15 protein-coding genes are annotated in these 17,916 nt (G+C 63.0%); 5 read left to right on the top strand and 10 right to left on the bottom strand.

Annotated features, from left to right (window positions below):
* The first annotated feature begins 72 nt into the window (after nt 1-72).
* The 4 genes from AC3RCM_RS05615 to leuA all read left to right on the top strand — a co-directional run bounded on the left by AC3RCM_RS05615 (nt 73) and on the right by leuA (nt 5,348).
* On the top strand, nt 73-951 hold the full coding sequence (locus AC3RCM_RS05615; RefSeq protein WP_492629417.1) for a LysR family transcriptional regulator: 879 nt from the start codon (nt 73-75) through the stop codon (nt 949-951).
* An 80-nt stretch (nt 952-1,031) separates the two neighbouring features.
* Nucleotides 1,032-2,411 carry an exodeoxyribonuclease VII large subunit gene (gene xseA, locus AC3RCM_RS05610; protein ID WP_492629416.1) on the top strand — a complete coding sequence of 460 codons (1,380 nt, stop codon included), beginning with the start codon at nt 1,032-1,034 and terminating at the stop codon, nt 2,409-2,411.
* 3 nt (nt 2,412-2,414) lie between these two features.
* Entirely contained in the window at nt 2,415-3,242 is an 828-nt protein-coding gene (locus tag AC3RCM_RS05605; RefSeq protein ID WP_129933841.1) for a M23 family metallopeptidase, read from the top strand.
* A gap of 432 nt (nt 3,243-3,674) precedes the next feature.
* Nucleotides 3,675-5,348: a 2-isopropylmalate synthase gene (gene leuA / locus AC3RCM_RS05600; protein WP_010952204.1), complete on the top strand. Its 1,674-nt coding sequence runs from the start codon at nt 3,675-3,677 to the stop codon at nt 5,346-5,348.
* 398 nt (nt 5,349-5,746) lie between these two features.
* Here leuA and AC3RCM_RS05595 read toward each other — a convergent pair whose 3' ends face one another.
* The 3 genes from AC3RCM_RS05595 to zwf are packed head-to-tail and all read right to left on the bottom strand — an operon-like array spanning nt 5,747 to nt 8,614.
* Nucleotides 5,747-6,427, bottom strand: a complete 681-nt coding sequence (locus AC3RCM_RS05595) for a bifunctional 4-hydroxy-2-oxoglutarate aldolase/2-dehydro-3-deoxy-phosphogluconate aldolase (RefSeq protein WP_064493196.1) — start codon at nt 6,425-6,427, stop codon at nt 5,747-5,749.
* A gap of 17 nt (nt 6,428-6,444) precedes the next feature.
* Complete coding sequence (pgl, locus tag AC3RCM_RS05590; RefSeq protein ID WP_104886625.1) at nt 6,445-7,158, bottom strand: 6-phosphogluconolactonase; 714 nt, start codon at nt 7,156-7,158, stop codon at nt 6,445-6,447.
* Entirely contained in the window at nt 7,145-8,614 is a 1,470-nt protein-coding gene (gene zwf, locus AC3RCM_RS05585) for a glucose-6-phosphate dehydrogenase (RefSeq protein WP_010952201.1), read from the bottom strand. Before zwf ends, pgl begins: the two co-directional genes overlap by 14 nt.
* A gap of 211 nt (nt 8,615-8,825) precedes the next feature.
* Between zwf and hexR the strand changes: the two genes are divergently transcribed.
* The gene (hexR, locus tag AC3RCM_RS05580) at nt 8,826-9,689 is read left to right on the top strand and encodes a DNA-binding transcriptional regulator HexR (protein WP_198748214.1); all 864 of its coding nucleotides are present in this window, start codon (nt 8,826-8,828) and stop codon (nt 9,687-9,689) included.
* Here hexR and AC3RCM_RS05575 read toward each other — a convergent pair.
* The 7 genes from AC3RCM_RS05575 to AC3RCM_RS05545 form a co-directional block, all read right to left on the bottom strand.
* Complete coding sequence (locus tag AC3RCM_RS05575; RefSeq protein WP_003255044.1) at nt 9,682-10,536, bottom strand: D-hexose-6-phosphate mutarotase; 855 nt, start codon at nt 10,534-10,536, stop codon at nt 9,682-9,684. The genes hexR and AC3RCM_RS05575 overlap by 8 nt on opposite strands.
* A gap of 117 nt (nt 10,537-10,653) precedes the next feature.
* On the bottom strand, nt 10,654-11,997 hold the full coding sequence (locus AC3RCM_RS05570; protein ID WP_064493193.1) for a carbohydrate porin: 1,344 nt from the start codon (nt 11,995-11,997) through the stop codon (nt 10,654-10,656).
* 40 nt (nt 11,998-12,037) lie between these two features.
* The gene (locus AC3RCM_RS05565) at nt 12,038-13,192 is read right to left on the bottom strand and encodes an ABC transporter ATP-binding protein (RefSeq protein ID WP_064493192.1); all 1,155 of its coding nucleotides are present in this window, start codon (nt 13,190-13,192) and stop codon (nt 12,038-12,040) included.
* Nucleotides 13,193-13,195: 3 nt separating this feature from the next.
* On the bottom strand, nt 13,196-14,041 hold the full coding sequence (locus AC3RCM_RS05560) for a carbohydrate ABC transporter permease (RefSeq protein WP_010952198.1): 846 nt from the start codon (nt 14,039-14,041) through the stop codon (nt 13,196-13,198).
* Nucleotides 14,034-14,942, bottom strand: coding sequence for a carbohydrate ABC transporter permease (locus AC3RCM_RS05555; RefSeq protein WP_003255050.1), 909 nt, complete (start codon nt 14,940-14,942; stop codon nt 14,034-14,036). Before AC3RCM_RS05555 ends, AC3RCM_RS05560 begins: the two co-directional genes overlap by 8 nt.
* Before the next feature lie 133 nt (nt 14,943-15,075).
* Entirely contained in the window at nt 15,076-16,362 is a 1,287-nt protein-coding gene (locus AC3RCM_RS05550) for an ABC transporter substrate-binding protein (RefSeq protein ID WP_064493191.1), read from the bottom strand.
* A 104-nt stretch (nt 16,363-16,466) separates the two neighbouring features.
* Complete coding sequence (locus AC3RCM_RS05545) at nt 16,467-17,717, bottom strand: D-mannose isomerase (protein WP_336090024.1); 1,251 nt, start codon at nt 17,715-17,717, stop codon at nt 16,467-16,469.
* Between the last annotated feature and the right edge of the window lie 199 nt (nt 17,718-17,916).

Below are 17,916 nucleotides of genomic sequence, written 5' to 3'. Positions count from 1 at the left end.
AAAGGTTAGCCAGCCATGAGCCATGCCGACTAATATGCCTTTATCCCAAAAGCCATCTCGAAAAGGCATGACATGACGTCGATCCGACAATTGCGTTACTTCGTGGAGATCGCCGAATGCGGCAGTTTCAGCAGCGCCGCCGAGCGCCTGTACGTCGCCCAGTCGGCCCTTAGCCGGCAGATCAAGGAGCTGGAGCAACAACTGGACACGCCGCTGTTCGAACGCACGGCGCGCCTGCCTCGCCTGACGCTGGCCGGTCAGGCCTTTCTTGAACGGGCGCGACGCTTGCTGGCCGACCTGGCACAGGCCGAGCGGGTTACCCGTGACATTGGCCAAGGGTTGCAAGGCAGCTTGCGCCTGAACCATTCCAGCACCGTGCCGCTGACCGGCGGGCTTCTGGCTCGCCTGGGGAACTACCTGAAGCACAACCCAGGGGTTTCGCTGGAGATTGCGCAGCAGTCATCGGAGGCACAGCTGGAAGACATTGCTGCCGGACGGCTGGATATCGGCCTGTTGCGCTTGCCGGTGCTGCGCCAGCATGAAGGCGTGGTGCTGCATGAGTTGTTCGACGAACCCTTGTTGCTGGCGGTCGCCGCTGGACACCCCTTGGCGGGTACTCAGCACGTGCAACTGGAGCAATTGAAGGAAGAACGCTTCATTTCCATCCCGCACCGGGATCGCGGTGGCTTGAGCTACCTGTCGGCCTCGTTGTGCATGGGGGCAGGGTTCTTCCCGCAGGCGGCGCAGGTACTGTCGCGCAAGACTACGCAGTTGCAGCTGATACAGGCGGGTTTTGGGGTGGCGTTGTTGCCAGAGTGCATGCGCCAGATCGCACCCCCCTCGGTCAGTTTCGTGGCGCTGGAAGGAGATTGCCAGAGCACAGTGGCGCTGGCCTGTCGCCGCGATGCGGGGCAGATAGCCAGGCAGTTCGTAACGGCCCTGCAGGCCTGAACCTTGTTCTTCGCCGGTGCACCCGCTCCAACAGGGCCCGGGACAGACAACCGGGGCCGATGTCATTTATGATGCCAGCCATGATCAAAGACCCTTTCGAACGACTCGGGCTGGACCGCGAGGTCCTTACCGTCAGCCAACTCAACGGCCGCGCCCGCGTGCTGCTGGAAGACGTTTTCCGCAGCGTGTGGGTGGAAGGCGAAATCTCCAACCTCGCCCGCCCGGCGTCCGGCCACATGTACTTCACCCTCAAGGACAGCGGCGCCCAGGTGCGTTGTGCGTTGTTCCGGCAGAACGCCACGCGGGTACGCCAGGCGCTGCGCGATGGCCTGGCGGTGCGGGTGCGCGGCAAGGTTTCGCTGTTCGAGGGGCGTGGCGACTACCAGCTGATTCTCGACACCGTCGAGCCAGCCGGTGATGGCGCGCTGCGCCTGGCTTTCGAGGCCCTGAAGGAAAAACTCGGTGCCGAGGGGCTGTTCAGCGCCGAACGAAAGAAGCCACTGCCGGCTCACCCGCAGCGCATCGGCATCATCACCTCGCCCACTGGCGCGGTGATCCGCGACATCATCAGCGTGTTCGGCCGCCGTGCCCCGCAGGTGGAGCTGAACCTGATACCTGCGGCGGTACAGGGCCGCGAAGCCATCGCGCAGATCGTACGCGCCATCCGCCTGGCCGACAGCCTCGGCTTCGATGCGCTGATTCTGGCGCGGGGTGGGGGTTCGCTGGAAGACCTGTGGTGTTTCAACGAGGAAGCCGTGGCGCGTGCCGTGGCCGCCTGCGTCACGCCGATTGTCAGCGCCGTGGGCCATGAAACCGACGTGTCGATCAGCGACTTCGTGGCTGACGTGCGCGCGCCCACCCCGTCGGCTGCCGCCGAGCTGCTGGCCCCTGACAACAGCGGCCTTCGGCAACGCCTGGATGGCCTGCAACGGCGCCTGCTGCTGCGCATGCAGAACCGTCTGACCCACGACCGCCTGCGCCTGGAGTCACTCACCCGGCGCCTGCGCCACCCAGGCGAGCGTTTGCGCCAGCAGGCTCAACGCCTGGACGACCTGGACATGCGCCTGCGTCGCGCGTTCATGCTCAACCTCAACCAGCGCCGCGAACGCCTGGCACGCCTGGACGCCCGCCTGGCCGCGCAGCATCCGGGGCGTAACCTGAAACTGCTGAACCAGCGCCTGGACAGCCTGGCCGAGCGCCTGCCACGGGCCATGCGCGAGGTGCTCAAGGACCGTCGCCAGCGGTTCCAGGCCCAGTTGCAGACACTGCAGGTGGTCAGTCCGCTGGCCACCCTGGCCCGCGGATACAGCATTTTGCTGGATGAGCAAGGCCAGGCCATTCGCAGCGCCGAACAGACCCGCAACGGCCAACGCCTGACCGCCCGCCTGAACGAAGGCGAGCTGCTGGTGCGGGTCGAAGACAACCACCTGACCCCGGTCACCCTCTCACTACTGGACTGACACATGCCCCGCGTGCTCGCGCCCCTGCTTGCCCTTTCCCTGCTGCTGTTGGCCGGCGGCGCCCAGGCCAGCTACATCACCCGCACACTGAACAAACCGGTACCCGGCGGTGTGGCAGTCGTCGACCTGGGCCCCGCCACCAGCGCACCCAGCGCCCGTTTCGACGGCAAACCGGTGCTGGTGGTGAAGGAGCAGGACAACTGGCTGGCCATCGTCGGCATCCCGCTGACCCAGAAGCCCGGCACCGCAGTGCTGAACCAGGGCGGGCGCACCCTGCCTTTCAGCGTAGGCAGCAAGAAGTACCCTGAGCAGCGCATTACCCTGAAGAACACGCGCCAGGTCAACCCGAACCCGGCCGACCTCAAGCGCATCGAGCGCGAGCTGGCCGAGCAGATCAAGGCCTACCGCAGCTTCAGCCCGAACCTGCCGAGCAACCTGGTTCTCGACAAGCCGGTCAACGGCCCGCTGTCGAGCAAGTTCGGCGTGCGCCGCTTCTTCAACGGCGAAGAACGCAACCCGCATGCGGGGCTGGATTTTGCGGTGCCGGCAGGCACGCCGATCAAGACACCCGCCAATGGCAAAGTGATTCTGGTGGGAGACTATTTCTTCAACGGCCGCACGGTGTTCGTCGACCATGGGCAGGGCTTTATCAGCATGTTCTGCCACATGTCGAAAATCGATGTGCAGGTGGGCCAGCAACTGCGTCGTGGCGAGGTGGTCGGGCGCGTGGGCTCGACCGGGCGGGCTACCGGGCCGCACATGCACTGGAACGTCAGCCTGAACGATGCGCGGGTGGACCCGGCGATTTTCATTGGCGCGTTCCAGCCCTGAAACTGCGGCGCCTGCTTCGCGGGCACGCCCGCTCCCACAGGTACAGCGAAGCCTTCAGACACAGCACAATACTTGTGGGAGCGGGCATGCCCGCGAAGAGGCCAGCACAGTCGACAGCAGTTCAACTGTGTTGCGCCATCGAAAAATACTGCGCAAACATCAATAAGCGCCTAGCAGATCCAAGCCATAAAATCTCGCCTAATGGCTTTTTTTAAGCATTCCTCTCAATTTTTCCCGAACGCTTGCCATCCCCCACCCCACTGGTTAAGTTTGAAGGCATGAAAACCTTCAGCACCCTCATCCTGCTCCGACAACATCGCAGCCTCTGCCTGGTCAGCGCCCGACTACCAGGCTGAATCGCGTCGCCTCGCCTCTTCATATCGTTATCGCTCGGCAGGCCCGATCTCGGCCGCACACAAAAGGATTGCTTCCATGACCATGCTCAAAGACCCTTCGAAGAAATACCGCGCTTTCCCGACCATCGACCTGCCTGACCGTACCTGGCCGTCGAAGACCATCACCCAGGCACCTATCTGGTGCAGTTCCGACCTGCGTGACGGCAACCAGTCGCTGATAGAGCCGATGGACTCGGAGAAGAAACTGCGCTTCTGGAAGACCTTGGTGCAGGTTGGCGTGAAGGAGATCGAAGCCTCGTTCCCGTCTGCCTCGCAAACCGATTTCGACTTCGTGCGCACCCTGATCGAGGACGGCCACATCCCGGATGACACCACCATCCAGGTGCTCACCCAGGCACGTGAAGACCTGATTGCCCGTACTTTCGAATCGCTGCGCGGTGCGAAGAAGGCCATCGTCCACCTGTACAACGCCACCAGCCCGTCGTTCCGCCGCATCGTCTTCAATCAGGACAAGCAAGGCGTGAAGGACATCGCGGTGAACGCGGCCAAGCTGTTCGTCAAGTACGCCGCCCAGCAGCCGGAAACCCAGTGGACCTTCCAGTACTCGCCAGAAACCTTCAGCGCCACTGAAATGGAGTTCGCCAAGGAGGTCTGCGACGCGGTCATCGAGGTGTGGAACCCTACCCCTGAACACAAGATCATCCTCAACCTGCCGGCCACCGTGGAAGTGTCCACGCCAAATATCTACGCCGACCAGATCGAGTGGTTCTGCCGCAACGTCAGCCGCCGCGACAGCGTGATCATCAGCCTGCACTGCCACAACGACCGCGGCACCGGCATCGCTGCCACCGAACTGGGCCTCATGGCCGGCGCCGACCGTGCCGAAGGCTGCCTGTTCGGCAACGGCGAGCGTACCGGTAACGTCGACCTGGTGACCTTGGCACTGAACCTCTACACCCAGGGCATCGACCCGTTGCTGGACTTCTCCGACATCGACGGCGTGCGCAAGGTGGTCGAAGAATGCAACCAGTTGCCGGTACACCCTCGTCACCCGTATGTGGGCGACCTGGTCCATACCGCGTTCTCCGGCTCGCACCAGGACGCCATCCGCAAGGGCTTCGCCAAGCAGCAGGATGGGGAACTGTGGGAGGTGCCTTACCTGCCGATCGACCCGGCCGACATCGGCCGCAGCTACGAAGCGGTAATCCGCGTCAACAGCCAGTCGGGCAAAGGCGGTATCACCTACCTGCTCGAGCAGGAATATGGCATCAGCCTGCCGCGTCGCATGCAGATCGAATTCAGCCAGGTGGTGCAGGGTGAGACTGACCGCCTGGGCCTGGAAATGACCGCCCAGCAGATCTACAGCCTGCTGCACAAGGAATACCTCCAGGCCAACGCGCCATACGCACTGGTCAGCCATCGCCTGCAGGAAGAAAACGGCCACAGCGCCGTGGAAGTGGAAGTTGCCGGTGAAGGCGAAACCACCCTGCACTGGCGCGGCAAGGGCAACGGCGCCCTGGAAGCACTGGTGGCCGGCCTGCCGATTGCCGTGGAGATCATGGACTACAACGAGCATGCGATTGGCGCTGGCACCAACGCCAAGGCAGCTGCCTACATCGAACTGCGCGTGGCCGGTGGCCGCCCGGTACATGGCGTGGGTATCGATGAGAACATCACCACGGCCAGCTTCAAGGCGCTGTTCAGTGCACTGAACCGCTCGCTGAGCCAGCAGGAAGCCAAGGCGGCCTGAAGCCTGGAATGAGGGATGAGAAAGCCCGCATCGTTTGATGCGGGCTTTTTGTTGGCCTGGACTGGCCCTTTCGCGGGTAAACCCGCTCCTACGACGGGCTGCGCCCAATCACCAATGTGTGTCCACCACCGATCAGGTGTAGGAGCGGGTTTACCCGCGAATACGCAGGCCACGGCAACGGTGAACGGCCAGGGATATTGGCCAGCGGGCCCGGCCCATTCGCGGGTAAACCCGCTCCTACGACGGCCTGTGTCCAACACCCGGTGTGTGTCCACCGCAGATCGGTGCGTAGGAGCGGGTTTACCCGCGAAAGGGCCAGCACAACCACGGCAAATACCCCAGGCAAAAAAAGGGGCGCCGACCAAGCGCCCCACAAGCCGTAAAGCACACAACTGTTTTCAGTTGGCGTCCAGCAGCGCCATCGCCTCGGCACTGCACGCTTCGATCCGCGCCCAGTCACCGTTCTTGATCCAGCTGCTGTCGAGCATCCAGGTTCCACCCACGCACATCACATTCGGCAGTGCCATGTAGTTGCGCACGTTGGCCGGGTTCACACCGCCGGTGGGACAAAAACGAATATCGCCGAACGGGCCACCAAAGGCCTTGATCGCCGCTACGCCGCCGCTGATTTCCGCCGGGAACAACTTGAACCGGCGGTAGCCCAGGGCATAGCCCATCATGATTTCGGACGGCGTGCTGATGCCCGGCAACAGCGGGATTTCACTGTCCACGCCAGCCTCGAGAATGTCCTGGGTAATGCCAGGGGTAACGACGAACTGCGCGCCCGCAGCTTCAACCGCCGCGAACATGCCGCGGTCGAGCACGGTACCGGCGCCGACACACAGCTCCGGGCGCTGCTCACGCAGCACCTGAATGGCCTTGAGGCCATGCTGTGAGCGCAGGGTCACTTCCAGGGTACGGATACCGCCAGCGGCCAGGGCGTCAGCCAGCGGCAGAATGTCTTCCTCACGAGCAATGGTGATTACCGGCAGGATGCGCGCCTTTTTGCAAATGGCGTCGATCCGCGCGGCTTTATCAGCCATCGAGAGCTTGGGCTGTGGGCGTTCAAGGGTGGTCATGACTGTGGATCCTTGGCTCATGGGCACCAGTAGATGTCCAGGGGGTCGTGAAGAAAAGCGCGAATCGGCATTTCAGTAAGGTCGTTGCCCGCCAGCGCGGCGCGCAGGGTAGCGAGTTTGCCCTGGCCTTGCACAGACAGCGCGATGAAGGCCGCGCTGGCCAGCAGCGAGCGGGTCATCGACAGGCGCTGGTGCGGCACGTTCGGCGCCAGCAACGGCAGGCAGCGCCGTGGGCCGGCCGGGTCCAGGCCTGCTTCCAGGTTGGGACTGGCGGGGAAGAGCGAGGCGGTATGGCCATCGTCGCCCATGCCCAGCACCAGCACGTCGATCGGCGGTAGCTCGGCCAAGGCCTGGTCAGCTTTGAGCGCAGCTGCATCGAGGTTCTCCGCCTGCTGGTACAGGCCAACGAAACGGGCCTTGGCCGCTTCGCCCTTCAACAGGTGACGGGCCAGCAGGCCGGCATTGCTGTCGGCGTGCTCCACCGGCACCCAGCGCTCATCAGCCAGGCTGACAGTGACCTTGGCCCAGTCCAGGTGCTCGCTGGCCAGTTTCTCCAGGAACGGCACCGGGCTGCGGCCGCCAGACAACACCACACAGGCCTGCCCCTTGGCGGCAATCGCGGCGCGCAGGCGCTCAGCCACATCATGAGCCAAGGACACGGACAGTGCCTTGGCATCCGCCAGTTCATGAGCCTTCACGGCCGCTGGCAGTTTCAATTCATATATCCCCATACCACGCCCTCCCATCGCGTGTGATCAGTGCAATCGAGCTCATCGGCCCCCAGGAGCCCGCCGCGTATGGCTTGGGCGCATCGCCCGCATTACGCCAGCCGGCGATCAACTGGTCGCACCACTTCCAGGCATACTCGATTTCGTCCTTGCGCACGAACAGGTTCTGGTTGCCGCGCATCACTTCGAGCAACAGCCGCTCGTAGGCATCCGGAATTCGTGCACTGCGCCAGGCATCGGAAAAATTCAGCTGCAATGGGCCACTGCGCAGTTGCATGCCCTTGTCCAGGCCCTGCTCCTTGGTCATCACCCGTAAAGAAATGCCTTCGTCCGGTTGCAGGCGGATGATCAGCTTGTTACCGATCTGCAAACGCTGTTCCGGGGCGAAGATGTAGTGCGGCGTTTCCTTGAAGTGAATGACGATCTGCGACAGTTTTTGCGGCATGCGCTTGCCGGTTCGCAGGTAGAACGGCACGCCCGACCAGCGCCAGTTACGGATGTCGGCGCGCAGGGCAACGAAGGTTTCGGTGTCGCTCTGGGCGTTGGCGTTGTCTTCTTCCAGGTAACCAGGTACCGGCTTGCCTTCGCTGTAGCCGGCAATGTACTGGCCACGCACCACACTGGTGCTCAAACCGTCACCAGTGATCGGTGCCAGGGCTTTGAGCACTTTCACCTTCTCGTCGCGGATGGCATCGGCGGACAGTTCGCTGGGCGGGTCCATGGCGATCAGGCACAGCAACTGCAGCAGGTGATTCTGGATCATGTCGCGCAGTTGGCCGGCCTTGTCGAAATAACCCCAACGGCCCTCGATACCGACCTTTTCCGCGACGGTAATCTCCACATGGGAGATGGAATTCTGGTTCCACTGGGTTTCGAACAGGCTATTGGCGAAGCGCAGGGCAATCAGGTTCTGCACCGTCTCTTTGCCCAGGTAATGGTCAATGCGGTAAACCCGGCTTTCAGGGAAGAACCGCGCCACGGCATCGTTGACCCGGCGCGACGACTCCAGGTCGTGGCCAATAGGTTTCTCGAGCACTACCCGGGTGCGCGCAGCCAGCCCGACCTTGTCGAGGTTTTCGCAGATGGCCCCATACACCGCCGCCGCCGTGGCGAAGTAGGCGATCAGCGGCAGCTCGCCCGGCAGCTGCTCGGCCAAGGCCTGATAGCCCTCGGGCTGAAGGAAGTCCAGGTGCTGGTAATTCAGGCGGGCAAGGAAGCGCCCCAGCGCAGCAGGCTCGATATCTGCCTCGGGCACGTGCCGGCGCAGGTGGGCTTCGATGCTGTCCAGGTGCTCCTGCGCACTGCCGACCTCACGGGCGAGGGCCAGCAGGCGGGTGTCCGGGTGCAACAGGTTGGCCCGGTCGAGCTGGTAGAGCGCAGGAAACAACTTGCGCAATGCCAGGTCGCCGAGGGCGCCAAACAGGGCAAAGGTGCAAGGTTCGACACTGATTGCGGCCATGATGTTGGTTCTTTCCTAAAGTTGGTCTAGGAATACCGCTTTCACACACGGTTTTCAAGGGATAATGTAGTAAAAACCACAACATTACACACAAGTGTTACAGACAAGTGGTACGCCAACCGCACCGACAGTACGATAGACGACCGTGCAAAAAGCCTGCTGCTCACACAGCCGGCTGTCTTCCCGACCCAAGGACACACCCATGGACCGCGTGCGAAACCTCCTGGAACAGATCCAGGGCCGCCTCGACGAGCTGAACAAGGCCGAACGCAAAGTCGCCGAAGTCATCCTGCTCAACCCGCAACAAGCCACCCGTTTCAGCATCGCTGCGCTGGCCCAGGCGGCCAAGGTCAGCGAACCGACCGTCAACCGCTTCTGCCGCTCGTTCGGCGTCAGCGGCTACCCCGAGCTCAAGCTGCAACTGGCGCAGAGCCTGGCCAGTGGTGCCGCCTATGTCAGCCGCGCGGTAGAGGCCGACGATGACCCGGCCGCCTACACCCAGAAGATCTTCGCCAGCGCCATCGCCTCGCTTGACAGCGCCTGCCAGCAACTGGACCCGCAGCAGGTCAGCCGCGCCGTGGACATGATGATCCAGGCCCGGCAGATCCACTTCTTCGGCCTCGGCGCCTCGGCCCCGGTGGCCCTGGATGCGCAGCACAAGTTCTTCCGCTTCAACCTGGCCGTGTCGGCCCACGCCGATGTGCTGATGCAGCGCATGCTGGCCTCGGTCGCCCACACCGGTGATCTGTTCGTGATCATTTCCTACACCGGGCGCACCCGCGAACTGGTCGACGTGGCGCGCCTGGCACGTGAAAACGGCGCTTCGGTGCTGGGCCTCACCGCCGCAGGCTCGCCACTGGCCAATGCCTGCAGCCTGAGCCTGCACATTCCGCTGCCGGAAGATACCGACATCTACATGCCAATGACCTCGCGGATCATCCAGCTGACCGTGCTCGATGTACTGGCCACCGGCATGACCTTGCGCCGCGGCGTGGACTTCCAGCCTCACCTGCGCAAGATCAAGGAAAGCCTCAACGCCAGCCGTTACCCGATCGAGGACGACGACCTCAACTGAGCCGGTGCGCCTGCAAACGCAGGTGCGCACGCTGCCCAGGTGCCAGGCTCAGGCCTTCGCCACTGCCGCTGGTCGCCTCGACGCAGACAAAACGCTGCGACTCGCGGCCAGTCACCCCCATCAGCGGGCGATTGCCAGGGTGCCAGACCACGGTGTCGTCGCTGTCACCGGTGTCGATGCACAGCTCGCGCTGCCAGGCCGGGTCCTGCAATTGCACCCGTGGCGTACCGGGGTAGACCTTCTGGCAGCCGCCCTTGAGCTTCAGCGCGCCATCTTCACGGCAAGCCTGGCGGTTGAGGCGGTCGTAGCCCTCGATGTCTTCCAGGCCAGACAGCGCTATCTCGGACACGTCACTGATGCGCCAGTACGCCAGCAGCGCATGGCTCAACTGGCAGGGTTCGCTGTCCTGATGTTCGGTGCTCAAGCTCAGCTCCATGCGGCTACCCAGCCGGGCATGCAGGTCGACCTGCCAGTCGCACAGGTCCAGCCGCCATTTCAGGGTCACGCCCTCCTCGTCCTCACGGCTGTCCACCAGCTTCCAGTCCAGCAACCGCGCCCAACCGTGGGCCGGCCACAGGTCTTCGCTGGGATGACGGCCATACCAGGGCCAGCACACTGGCACACCACCGCGGATCGCCCCCACCTGCGGCCACTGTTCGGCGCACCACAGCCACGGCCGTTCACCCGCTGGTTGAAAGTGCAGCAACTGCGCGCCCTGGCGGCTGAACACCGCCTGGCAACGGGGGTGGTCGATGATCAGGACATCGCGCTGCTGATAACGCTCCCACTCGAATGTCGGCCGGGGCCGCTGCGAGGAGAAGAAGCGATGGAGCGGATGTTCGGGCATGGTTCAGAGCTCTTGTTGTTTGAGATAGCGCTGTCTCGGCCTATCCCCAACACCCACTGCAGACCAGTGGGTGCCGGGAACCGAAAATGGATTGGCGTAAATTTACAACAAGTTGCCTCAGAATGACGACTGAATCTTCAAGCCAGCGACCAGCGCGTTATCCACCTCGTCCACCCCGCCAGGGCTCTTGATGTACTGCAGGTTGGGCCTCACGGTCAGCCAGTTGGTAACGTGGAAGCCGTAGTAGAGCTCTGCGTTGTATTCGGTACGCTGCAGCGGTACGAAACCAGGGTTGTCGTAATCGTTGATGCCGCTCTGTGCGTTGAGCAGTTCGGCGCGCTTCTTCACGTCGTCATTCACATGAATACGCGCCACACCGAAGCCGATGTCATCCTTGGGCCGGGCGTCGAAAGCGCCTTTGTAGACCAGCCCCACCTGCTGGTAGTTGTCGACCACGTTGGTGGCCTTGTCGTGCACGGTGAAGTTGGCGAACAGGCTGAGGCCCCGGTTGACGTCGCCGCCATGGGCAGTGACCTGCTGCTGCGCCACCACCCACCATCCGTGCTTGCTGGAATGCGATTTGAAGGCCTCACCGGTCAGCCCCTGCGGGTTGCCGTTGACGTCGTCGTACACATCGTCAGCCTTGGCCGTGCTGTAGTAGTAACCCAGGCGGTACTCGCCCGGCAGACCATTGACCTTGGGCGACCACACCGCTTCCACCGGCAAGATCGCCCCCTTGGTACCGCTACCGCTCAGCTTGAAGCCGTTGCCGGTTTCCAGGTTGGAAGGGTTCTGCTCGAAGGCCCCGACCTGCACGAAGAACGCTGGGGTGATGTTGTACTTCACCCGCAGCGCCCACTGGCTGACCGGCCAGTTGTACCAGATGCCGCCCACCCAGTTGCCCACCTGCGAGCCGCAGAAGGCCAGGTTCTGGAAGTCGCAAGGGAAGCTGTTGAAGTCCTCGCCCTCGCCAAAACGGCCAAATTTCACGTCCAGCGCGCCGTCGAAGTACTTCTGCTTGATCCACATCTGGGTCAGGCGCCAGGTCTGGCCACGGCCCCACACCTCCTGCACCGAGCTGAACTGCCCGGCGCGCGGGTCGCTGATGCGGTCGTTGGACAGGTTGCGACCGCTTCGCTCGGTGATCGCCAGCTTGAACTCGGCATCATGCCAACCCAGTATCTTCTGCAAGTCCAGATGCGCGCCGAGGGCGAACTGGTCGCTGTAGCGTGCCGTCTTGTCGTCGTTGTAGCCGCCATGCAGGTTGCCAGCCACCTCACCCACATAATCGAGGGTGAAGTCATAGCCCTTGTCCAGCAGCTCGGTCCGGGTGCCGCCCCAGTCGCCGGTCATCCATTTGGATTCGCTGGAAAAAGCCTCGGCAGCCTGTGTACCGCTGCTGCCTACAAGTGCAAGCAAGGCCAGCGATCCCAGTGTCTTGATGCGTTTGCGCTGTTCCATCCCTTTGCGTCCTCTTTTTCTTATTGATGGTGTAGACGAGTCAACGGCCTTTGAAGTGAGCCACGTTGTCCTTTGCGGTTGCGCCAGTGCTGGCCAGGTGCACGCGCTCGCCATTGGCAGCGTCGAACAGCAGCACCCGGGCCGGGTCGAATTGCAGGTTGAGGGTGTCACCCACCCGGCACGCCACATCTGGCGCCAGGCGGCAGCACACCTTGGTCTGGTTGAGCGTGACGAACACCAGCAGGTCCGGCCCGGTGGGCTCTGTGACCTGGACCTCGGCGCGGATAGCCGGCAAACCATTGCCGTCAGCAGCGCCCAGGGCGATCTGCTCAGGGCGGATGCCGAGGATGATCTCGCGCCCCTCAAGCGCGTCAGCAGCCTCCCCCAAGGGCAGTTCGCAGCGCGCCTGGCCGCTGTCGAGCAGCGCCAGCAAGCGGCCATCCTGCCTGGCCAGACGCACCGGAATGAAGTTCATTGGCGGCGAACCGATGAAGCTGGCCACGAACTGGTTGGCCGGGTCGTTGTAGATCTGCTGCGGGGTGCCGAACTGCTGGATGATGCCGTCCTTCATCACCGCCACCTTGTCGCCCAGGGTCATGGCCTCGATCTGGTCATGGGTGACGTACACCGTGGTGGTCTTCAGGCGCTGGTGCATCAACTTCATTTCGGTGCGCATTTCGACCCGCAGCTTGGCATCGAGGTTGGACAGGGGTTCATCGAACAGGTAGATCTTGGGTCGCCGCGCCAATGCCCGGCCCATGGCCACGCGCTGCTGTTGGCCACCGGACAGCTGCGCCGGCTTGCGCGCCAGCAAGTGTTCGATCTGCAGCAACTTGGCCACCCGCGCCACTTCCTCGTCGATGGCGGCCTGGGGCAGCTTGCGGATCTTCAGTCCGAACTCGATGTTCTCGCGCACGCTCATGGTGGGGTACAGCGCATAGGACTGGAACACCATGGCGATATCGCGGTCCTTGGGGCTCATGCCACTGACGTCCTGCTCGTCGATGAGGATGGCGCCGCCGGTGATCTGCTCCAGGCCGGCGATACAGTTCATCAGGGTCGACTTGCCGCAGCCCGACGGGCCCACCAGGATCAGGAACTCGCCGTCCTTGATCGACAGCTGGATGTCCTTGAGGGTATCCGGCAGGCCGCTGCCGTAGGTCTTGTTCACATTGCGAAGTTCGAGCGTTGCCATGGCTTACCCCTTGACCGCGCCGGCCGTCAGCCCGCGCACGAAATATTTGCCTGCCACCACGTAGACCAGCAGGGTTGGCAGGCCAGCGATCATCGCTGCCGCCATGTCGACGTTGTATTCCTTGGCCCCGGTGCTGGTATTGACCAGATTGTTCAGGGCGACGGTAATCGGTTGCGAATCGCCGCTGGAGAACACCACGCCGAACAGGAAGTCGTTCCAGATCTGGGTGAACTGCCAGATCAGGCAGACCATGATGATCGGCGTGGACATCGGCAGGATGATGCGGCGGAAGATGGTGAAGAACCCGGCACCGTCCAACCGTGCGGCCTTGACCAGCGCGTCGGGGATGCTCACGTAGAAGTTGCGGAAGAACAGCGTGGTGAAGGCCAGGCCGTAGACCACATGCACCAGCACCAGGCCACCAGTGGTACTGGCCAGGCCAAGCTTGCCGAGGGTGAACGAGGCCGGCAGCAGCACGGTCTGGAACGGCAGGAAACAGCCGAACAGCAGCAGGCCGAAGAACAGTTGCGAACCTCGGAAGCGCCACATCGACAGCACGTAGCCGTTCAGTGCACCAATCGCGGTGGAGATCAGCACCGCGGGCACGGTGATCATAATCGAGTTCCAGAAGTAACCGCTGACCGCTCCCCAGGCCTTGACCCAGCCTATGCCGGTAATCACTGCAGGCCAGCTCAGCAGGTTGCCGGTGGTGATGTCTTCGGGGGTCTTGAAGCTGGTCAGCAGCATCACCACCAGCGGTACCAGATACAGCAGCACGGCGATCAGCAACACGGCATGGATGGCCATACGGCTGAGGCTGAGCACCGGCTTGTCGACAGGACTATGCATGGCGTTTGCTCCGCAGCTCCGAGTACAGGTAAGGCACGAGGATCGCCAGGATCGCCCCGAGCATCAGGATGGCGCTGGCCGAGCCCATGCCCATCTGGCCGCGGCTGAAGGTGAACGAGTACATGAACATTGCCGGCAAGTCGGAGGAGTAACCCGGGCCGCCGGCCGTCATTGCCGCCACCAGGTCGAAGCTCTTGATGGCAATGTGCGAAAGGATCATCAGCGCGCTGAAGAACACCGGGCGCAGGCTGGGCAGCACCACGGTCCAGTAGATGCGCGGCAGGCTGGCGCCATCCATCTGCGCAGCGCGGATGATCGACGGGTCGACGCCACGCAAGCCGGCAAGGAACATGGCCATGATGAAGCCCGAAGCCTGCCACACGGCCGCGATCACCAGGCAATACACCACCCGGTCGGGATCGATCAGCCAGTCCAGGCGAAAGCCCTCCCAGCCCCAGTCACGCAGCAGCTTGTCCAGGCCCATGCCCGGGTTGAGCAGCCACTTCCAGGCCGTGCCGGTGACGATCATCGACAACGCCATGGGGTACAGGTAAATGGTGCGAATGAAGCCCTCGCGACGGATGCGCTGGTCCAGCAGCACCGCCAGCAACACACCGATGGCCAGGCTGATGGCGATGAACAGGCCGCCGAACAGAAGCAGGTTCTTGCTCGCCACCCACCAGCGGTCGTTGTCGAACAGACGGGCGTATTGCGCAAGGCCCGCCCACTTGTAGGTGGGCAGAAAGGTCGAGGTGGTGAAGGACAGCACGAAGGTCCAGAGGATGTAGCCGTAGAAGCCCACCAGGACGATGAACATGCTGGGTGCCAGCACCAGCTTGGGCAGCCAGCGCTGAAGCGCGTCCAGGGGTGAGGCCCGCAGTTGGGCGGTGGTCGTGGTCATGTATTGGATCCCGAGGTAGTGGCGGTGCTACGCACCGCTTCGCGGGCAAGCCCGCTCCCACAGGTCCGGCGTCATGACCAGGAACAGTGGTGAGCAGGGCCCATCTGGGAGCGGGCGTGCCCGCGAACAGCCGTTACTGGGCAGCCTTGATAGCCGCCGCCAGCTTCTTCGCCGCATCGGCCGGGTCGGCCTTGGGGTCGTTGATGTAGTTGGTCACCACATCGAAGAACGCGCCCTGCACGGCCAGCGTGGTGGCCATGTTGTGCGCCATGCTCGGTTGCAGGCCGCCCGTTTTGGCGTCGGCCAGGAAGTCCTTGGCGGAGGTTTGAGCACAGGCATCGAAACCATACTTGCCCATGTCGGCAAGCATGTCGTTGCGTACCGGGATCGAACCCTTGTTGATGCTGAAGACCTTCTGGAAGTCCTCACCCAACACCTTGCGGGCGATGTCCTGCTGACCAGCAGAGGTGCCAGCGTTGTTCTGCTTGAACACCACCAACGAGTCGATGTTGTACAGGAAGGACTTGTCAGTACCGGGGAACGGCACGCACTGATAATCCTTGCCGGCAGTTTTCTTCGCCAGGGTCCATTCGCTCTTGGCCCAGTCGCCCATGATCTGCATGCCGGCCTTGCCGTTGATGACCTTGGCGGCTTCCAGGTTCCAGTCCTGGCCCTTGCCGTCCGGGTCCATGTAGGTGGCGACCTTCTTCAGCTCGGTCAGCGCCTTGACCATCTGCGGTCCGGTCAGCGTTGCGCTGTCGAGGTCGACCAAGGCCTTCTTGTAGCCATCGACGCCCATCACCGACAGCACCACGCTTTCGAACACGGTGCTGTCCTGCCAGGGTTGCCCACCATGGGCGAGCGGGATGAAACCGGCAGCCTTGAGCTTGTCGGCGGCGGCATAGAATTCGTCGAGGGTGGTGGGCGCCTTGTCGATGCCGGCTTTTTTGAACACCTCGGGGTTGATCCACAGCCAGTTGATACGGTGGATATTCACTGGTACGGCAACGTAGTCACCGTCGTACTTCACGGTGTCGGCCACTTTCTTGTCGAGCAGCGAGTCCCACTTTTCTTCCTTGGCCACATCCTTGAGCACATCGGCGTCGAGCAGGCCGGTGGCCGCCCAGTCCTGGATGTCCGGGCCTTTGATCTGCGCGACGCCCGGCGGGTTGCCGGCCACTGCGCGGCTTTTGAGCACGGTCATGGCCGTTGCACCACCGCCGCCGGCGACGGCGCCGTCCTTCCAGATGAAGCCGTCTTTTTCGACCTGGGCCTTGAGCACATCGACCGCCGCTTTTTCACCACCGGAGGTCCACCAGTGCACCACTTCGACACTGCCTTTGGCGTCAGCAGCCTGGGCACCCAAGGGGATTAACGAGGCAAAGGAAATTGCGGCAGCGAGACGGAGCGTGGAATTCATCGAAGCACCTTTCTTGTTGTTATGCCGTGCAAGTCGATCGCTTGCGTAGCATGAAGTCTAAACAGCGTGCCCGCCTCGTCAGGTAACGAAGCGATGCGTGAATGTCATCGTTTGGTTACATTGCCGGCCAGGTTGCTGGCCAGGCTGGGTGCCAGGGGCAAACCTGGCAGCAGCAGCGCCTGGTAGGCGTGATAGAGGTCGGGCTTGCCCGGCCAGAGGGACCCGGCCGGCTGGTTGTGCGCATCGAGTTCGTGGTGCCAGCTGCCGCCAATGGGGTCGATGAAATGGTTGGCGATAAAGCCCCAGCAGAAGCGGTACCACTGTTCGTAATGCGCCTCGCCGGTGCGTTGCAACAGGGCTGCCGCAGCCGCGCAAGCCTCAGCGTGCACCCAGTGCAATCGTGCATGCACCACCGGGCGATCAGCCCAGTCCAGCGTATAGACGAAACCCGGTTCGCCATCGACGTTCCAGGCCTGTTGGCAGGCTGTGTCGAACAATGCGCGGGCACTGTCCGGCAGCCATTGCGGGGCGTACAGGCCGGCCCGTTCAAGGCTGGCTTCCAGGTGCAACAGCAACCGCGCCCACTCCAGGGCATGCCCGGGTGTAGTGCCATAAGGCCGGAAGGGGTCGGCGGGATGTTCGAGGTTGTAATCCGGCAGCGGCTGCCAATGGACATCGAAATGTTCGATCACCCGATAGCCGTTGGCGGCGGCATGGGTATGGATGATGCGTTCGGCGATACGCAAGGCACGTTGCAGCCACAGGCCGTTGCCGGTGACGTCTGCCAACGCCAGGAAGGCCTCGGTCGCGTGCATGTTGCTGTTGGCGCCCCGGTACTGCTCGGGAAGCTGCCAGGCGCGGGAGAAGGTTTCCCGCAGAGCACCTTCGTCTTCGCTCCAGAAATGCGCTTCGATCACCTGGATTGCGTCTGCCAATAGCGTATTGGCGTCGACAGCGCCGGCCACCACCGCCGAGCTGGCGGCCAGCGCGACGAAGGCATGCAGGTACGCCGCCTTGCCGCTATCGTCGTGGCCGCCAGGATGGGCGAACCAACCGCCGTGGGTGGCATCCTGCATGGCACCGCGCAGCGCTGCCACACCGTGCTCGGCATAGGCCAGGCTACCGGGGATGCCCTGCAGGTGGGCCAAGGCAAAGCAATGGGTCATGCGGGCGGTGTTGATGGTTTCAGCACGGGCACCGGGGGCGAGTTGCCCATTGGCATCCAGGTTACCGAAACCGTCGGGTAGTTTCGCGGCCTTGGCAAAGGCCAGCAGGCGCTGTGCTTCGGCCAAGCGCCAGGCGTTGTGGGCCGGGGCATTGAGCCAGCTGTCAGCGGACAGGTTGAGGGGGGTCATGGGCCAGCTTGATCCTTGCCAGTCATTTGCGAATTCTAGCCAGCGGGGTCATTGCGGAGGTCACGAAGGACGACGGGATTGTCACTGGGCAGTGACATTTCGCCTGCCTGTATTGGCCTCTTCGCGGGCGCGCCCGCTCCCACAAAGACCGCACAGCCTTCCAAGTTTACGCTGTACCTGTGGGAGCGGGTTCACCCGC

This window comes from Pseudomonas sp. GW823-FHT05G12 (assembly GCF_058795575.1).
The sequence above is the reverse complement of the archived record's forward strand: the minus strand, read 5'-3'. Positions and strand labels throughout refer to the sequence as shown.

Coding starts and splice junctions, on each gene's coding strand:
- AC3RCM_RS05575 (WP_003255044.1), bottom strand. CDS start 10,536: ATGCCCGAACATCCGCTCCATCGCTTCTTCTCCTCGCAGCGGCCCCGG.
- AC3RCM_RS05605 (WP_129933841.1), top strand. CDS start 2,415: ATGCCCCGCGTGCTCGCGCCCCTGCTTGCCCTTTCCCTGCTGCTGTTG.
- AC3RCM_RS05595 (WP_064493196.1), bottom strand. CDS start 6,427: ATGACCACCCTTGAACGCCCACAGCCCAAGCTCTCGATGGCTGATAAA.
- AC3RCM_RS05560 (WP_010952198.1), bottom strand. CDS start 14,041: ATGCATAGTCCTGTCGACAAGCCGGTGCTCAGCCTCAGCCGTATGGCC.
- AC3RCM_RS05565 (WP_064493192.1), bottom strand. CDS start 13,192: ATGGCAACGCTCGAACTTCGCAATGTGAACAAGACCTACGGCAGCGGC.
- AC3RCM_RS05555 (WP_003255050.1), bottom strand. CDS start 14,942: ATGACCACGACCACCGCCCAACTGCGGGCCTCACCCCTGGACGCGCTT.
- AC3RCM_RS05545 (WP_336090024.1), bottom strand. CDS start 17,717: ATGACCCCCCTCAACCTGTCCGCTGACAGCTGGCTCAATGCCCCGGCC.
- xseA (WP_492629416.1), top strand. CDS start 1,032: ATGATCAAAGACCCTTTCGAACGACTCGGGCTGGACCGCGAGGTCCTT.
- pgl (WP_104886625.1), bottom strand. CDS start 7,158: ATGGGGATATATGAATTGAAACTGCCAGCGGCCGTGAAGGCTCATGAA.
- AC3RCM_RS05550 (WP_064493191.1), bottom strand. CDS start 16,362: ATGAATTCCACGCTCCGTCTCGCTGCCGCAATTTCCTTTGCCTCGTTA.
- zwf (WP_010952201.1), bottom strand. CDS start 8,614: ATGGCCGCAATCAGTGTCGAACCTTGCACCTTTGCCCTGTTTGGCGCC.
- AC3RCM_RS05570 (WP_064493193.1), bottom strand. CDS start 11,997: ATGGAACAGCGCAAACGCATCAAGACACTGGGATCGCTGGCCTTGCTT.
- leuA (WP_010952204.1), top strand. CDS start 3,675: ATGACCATGCTCAAAGACCCTTCGAAGAAATACCGCGCTTTCCCGACC.
- AC3RCM_RS05615 (WP_492629417.1), top strand. CDS start 73: ATGACGTCGATCCGACAATTGCGTTACTTCGTGGAGATCGCCGAATGC.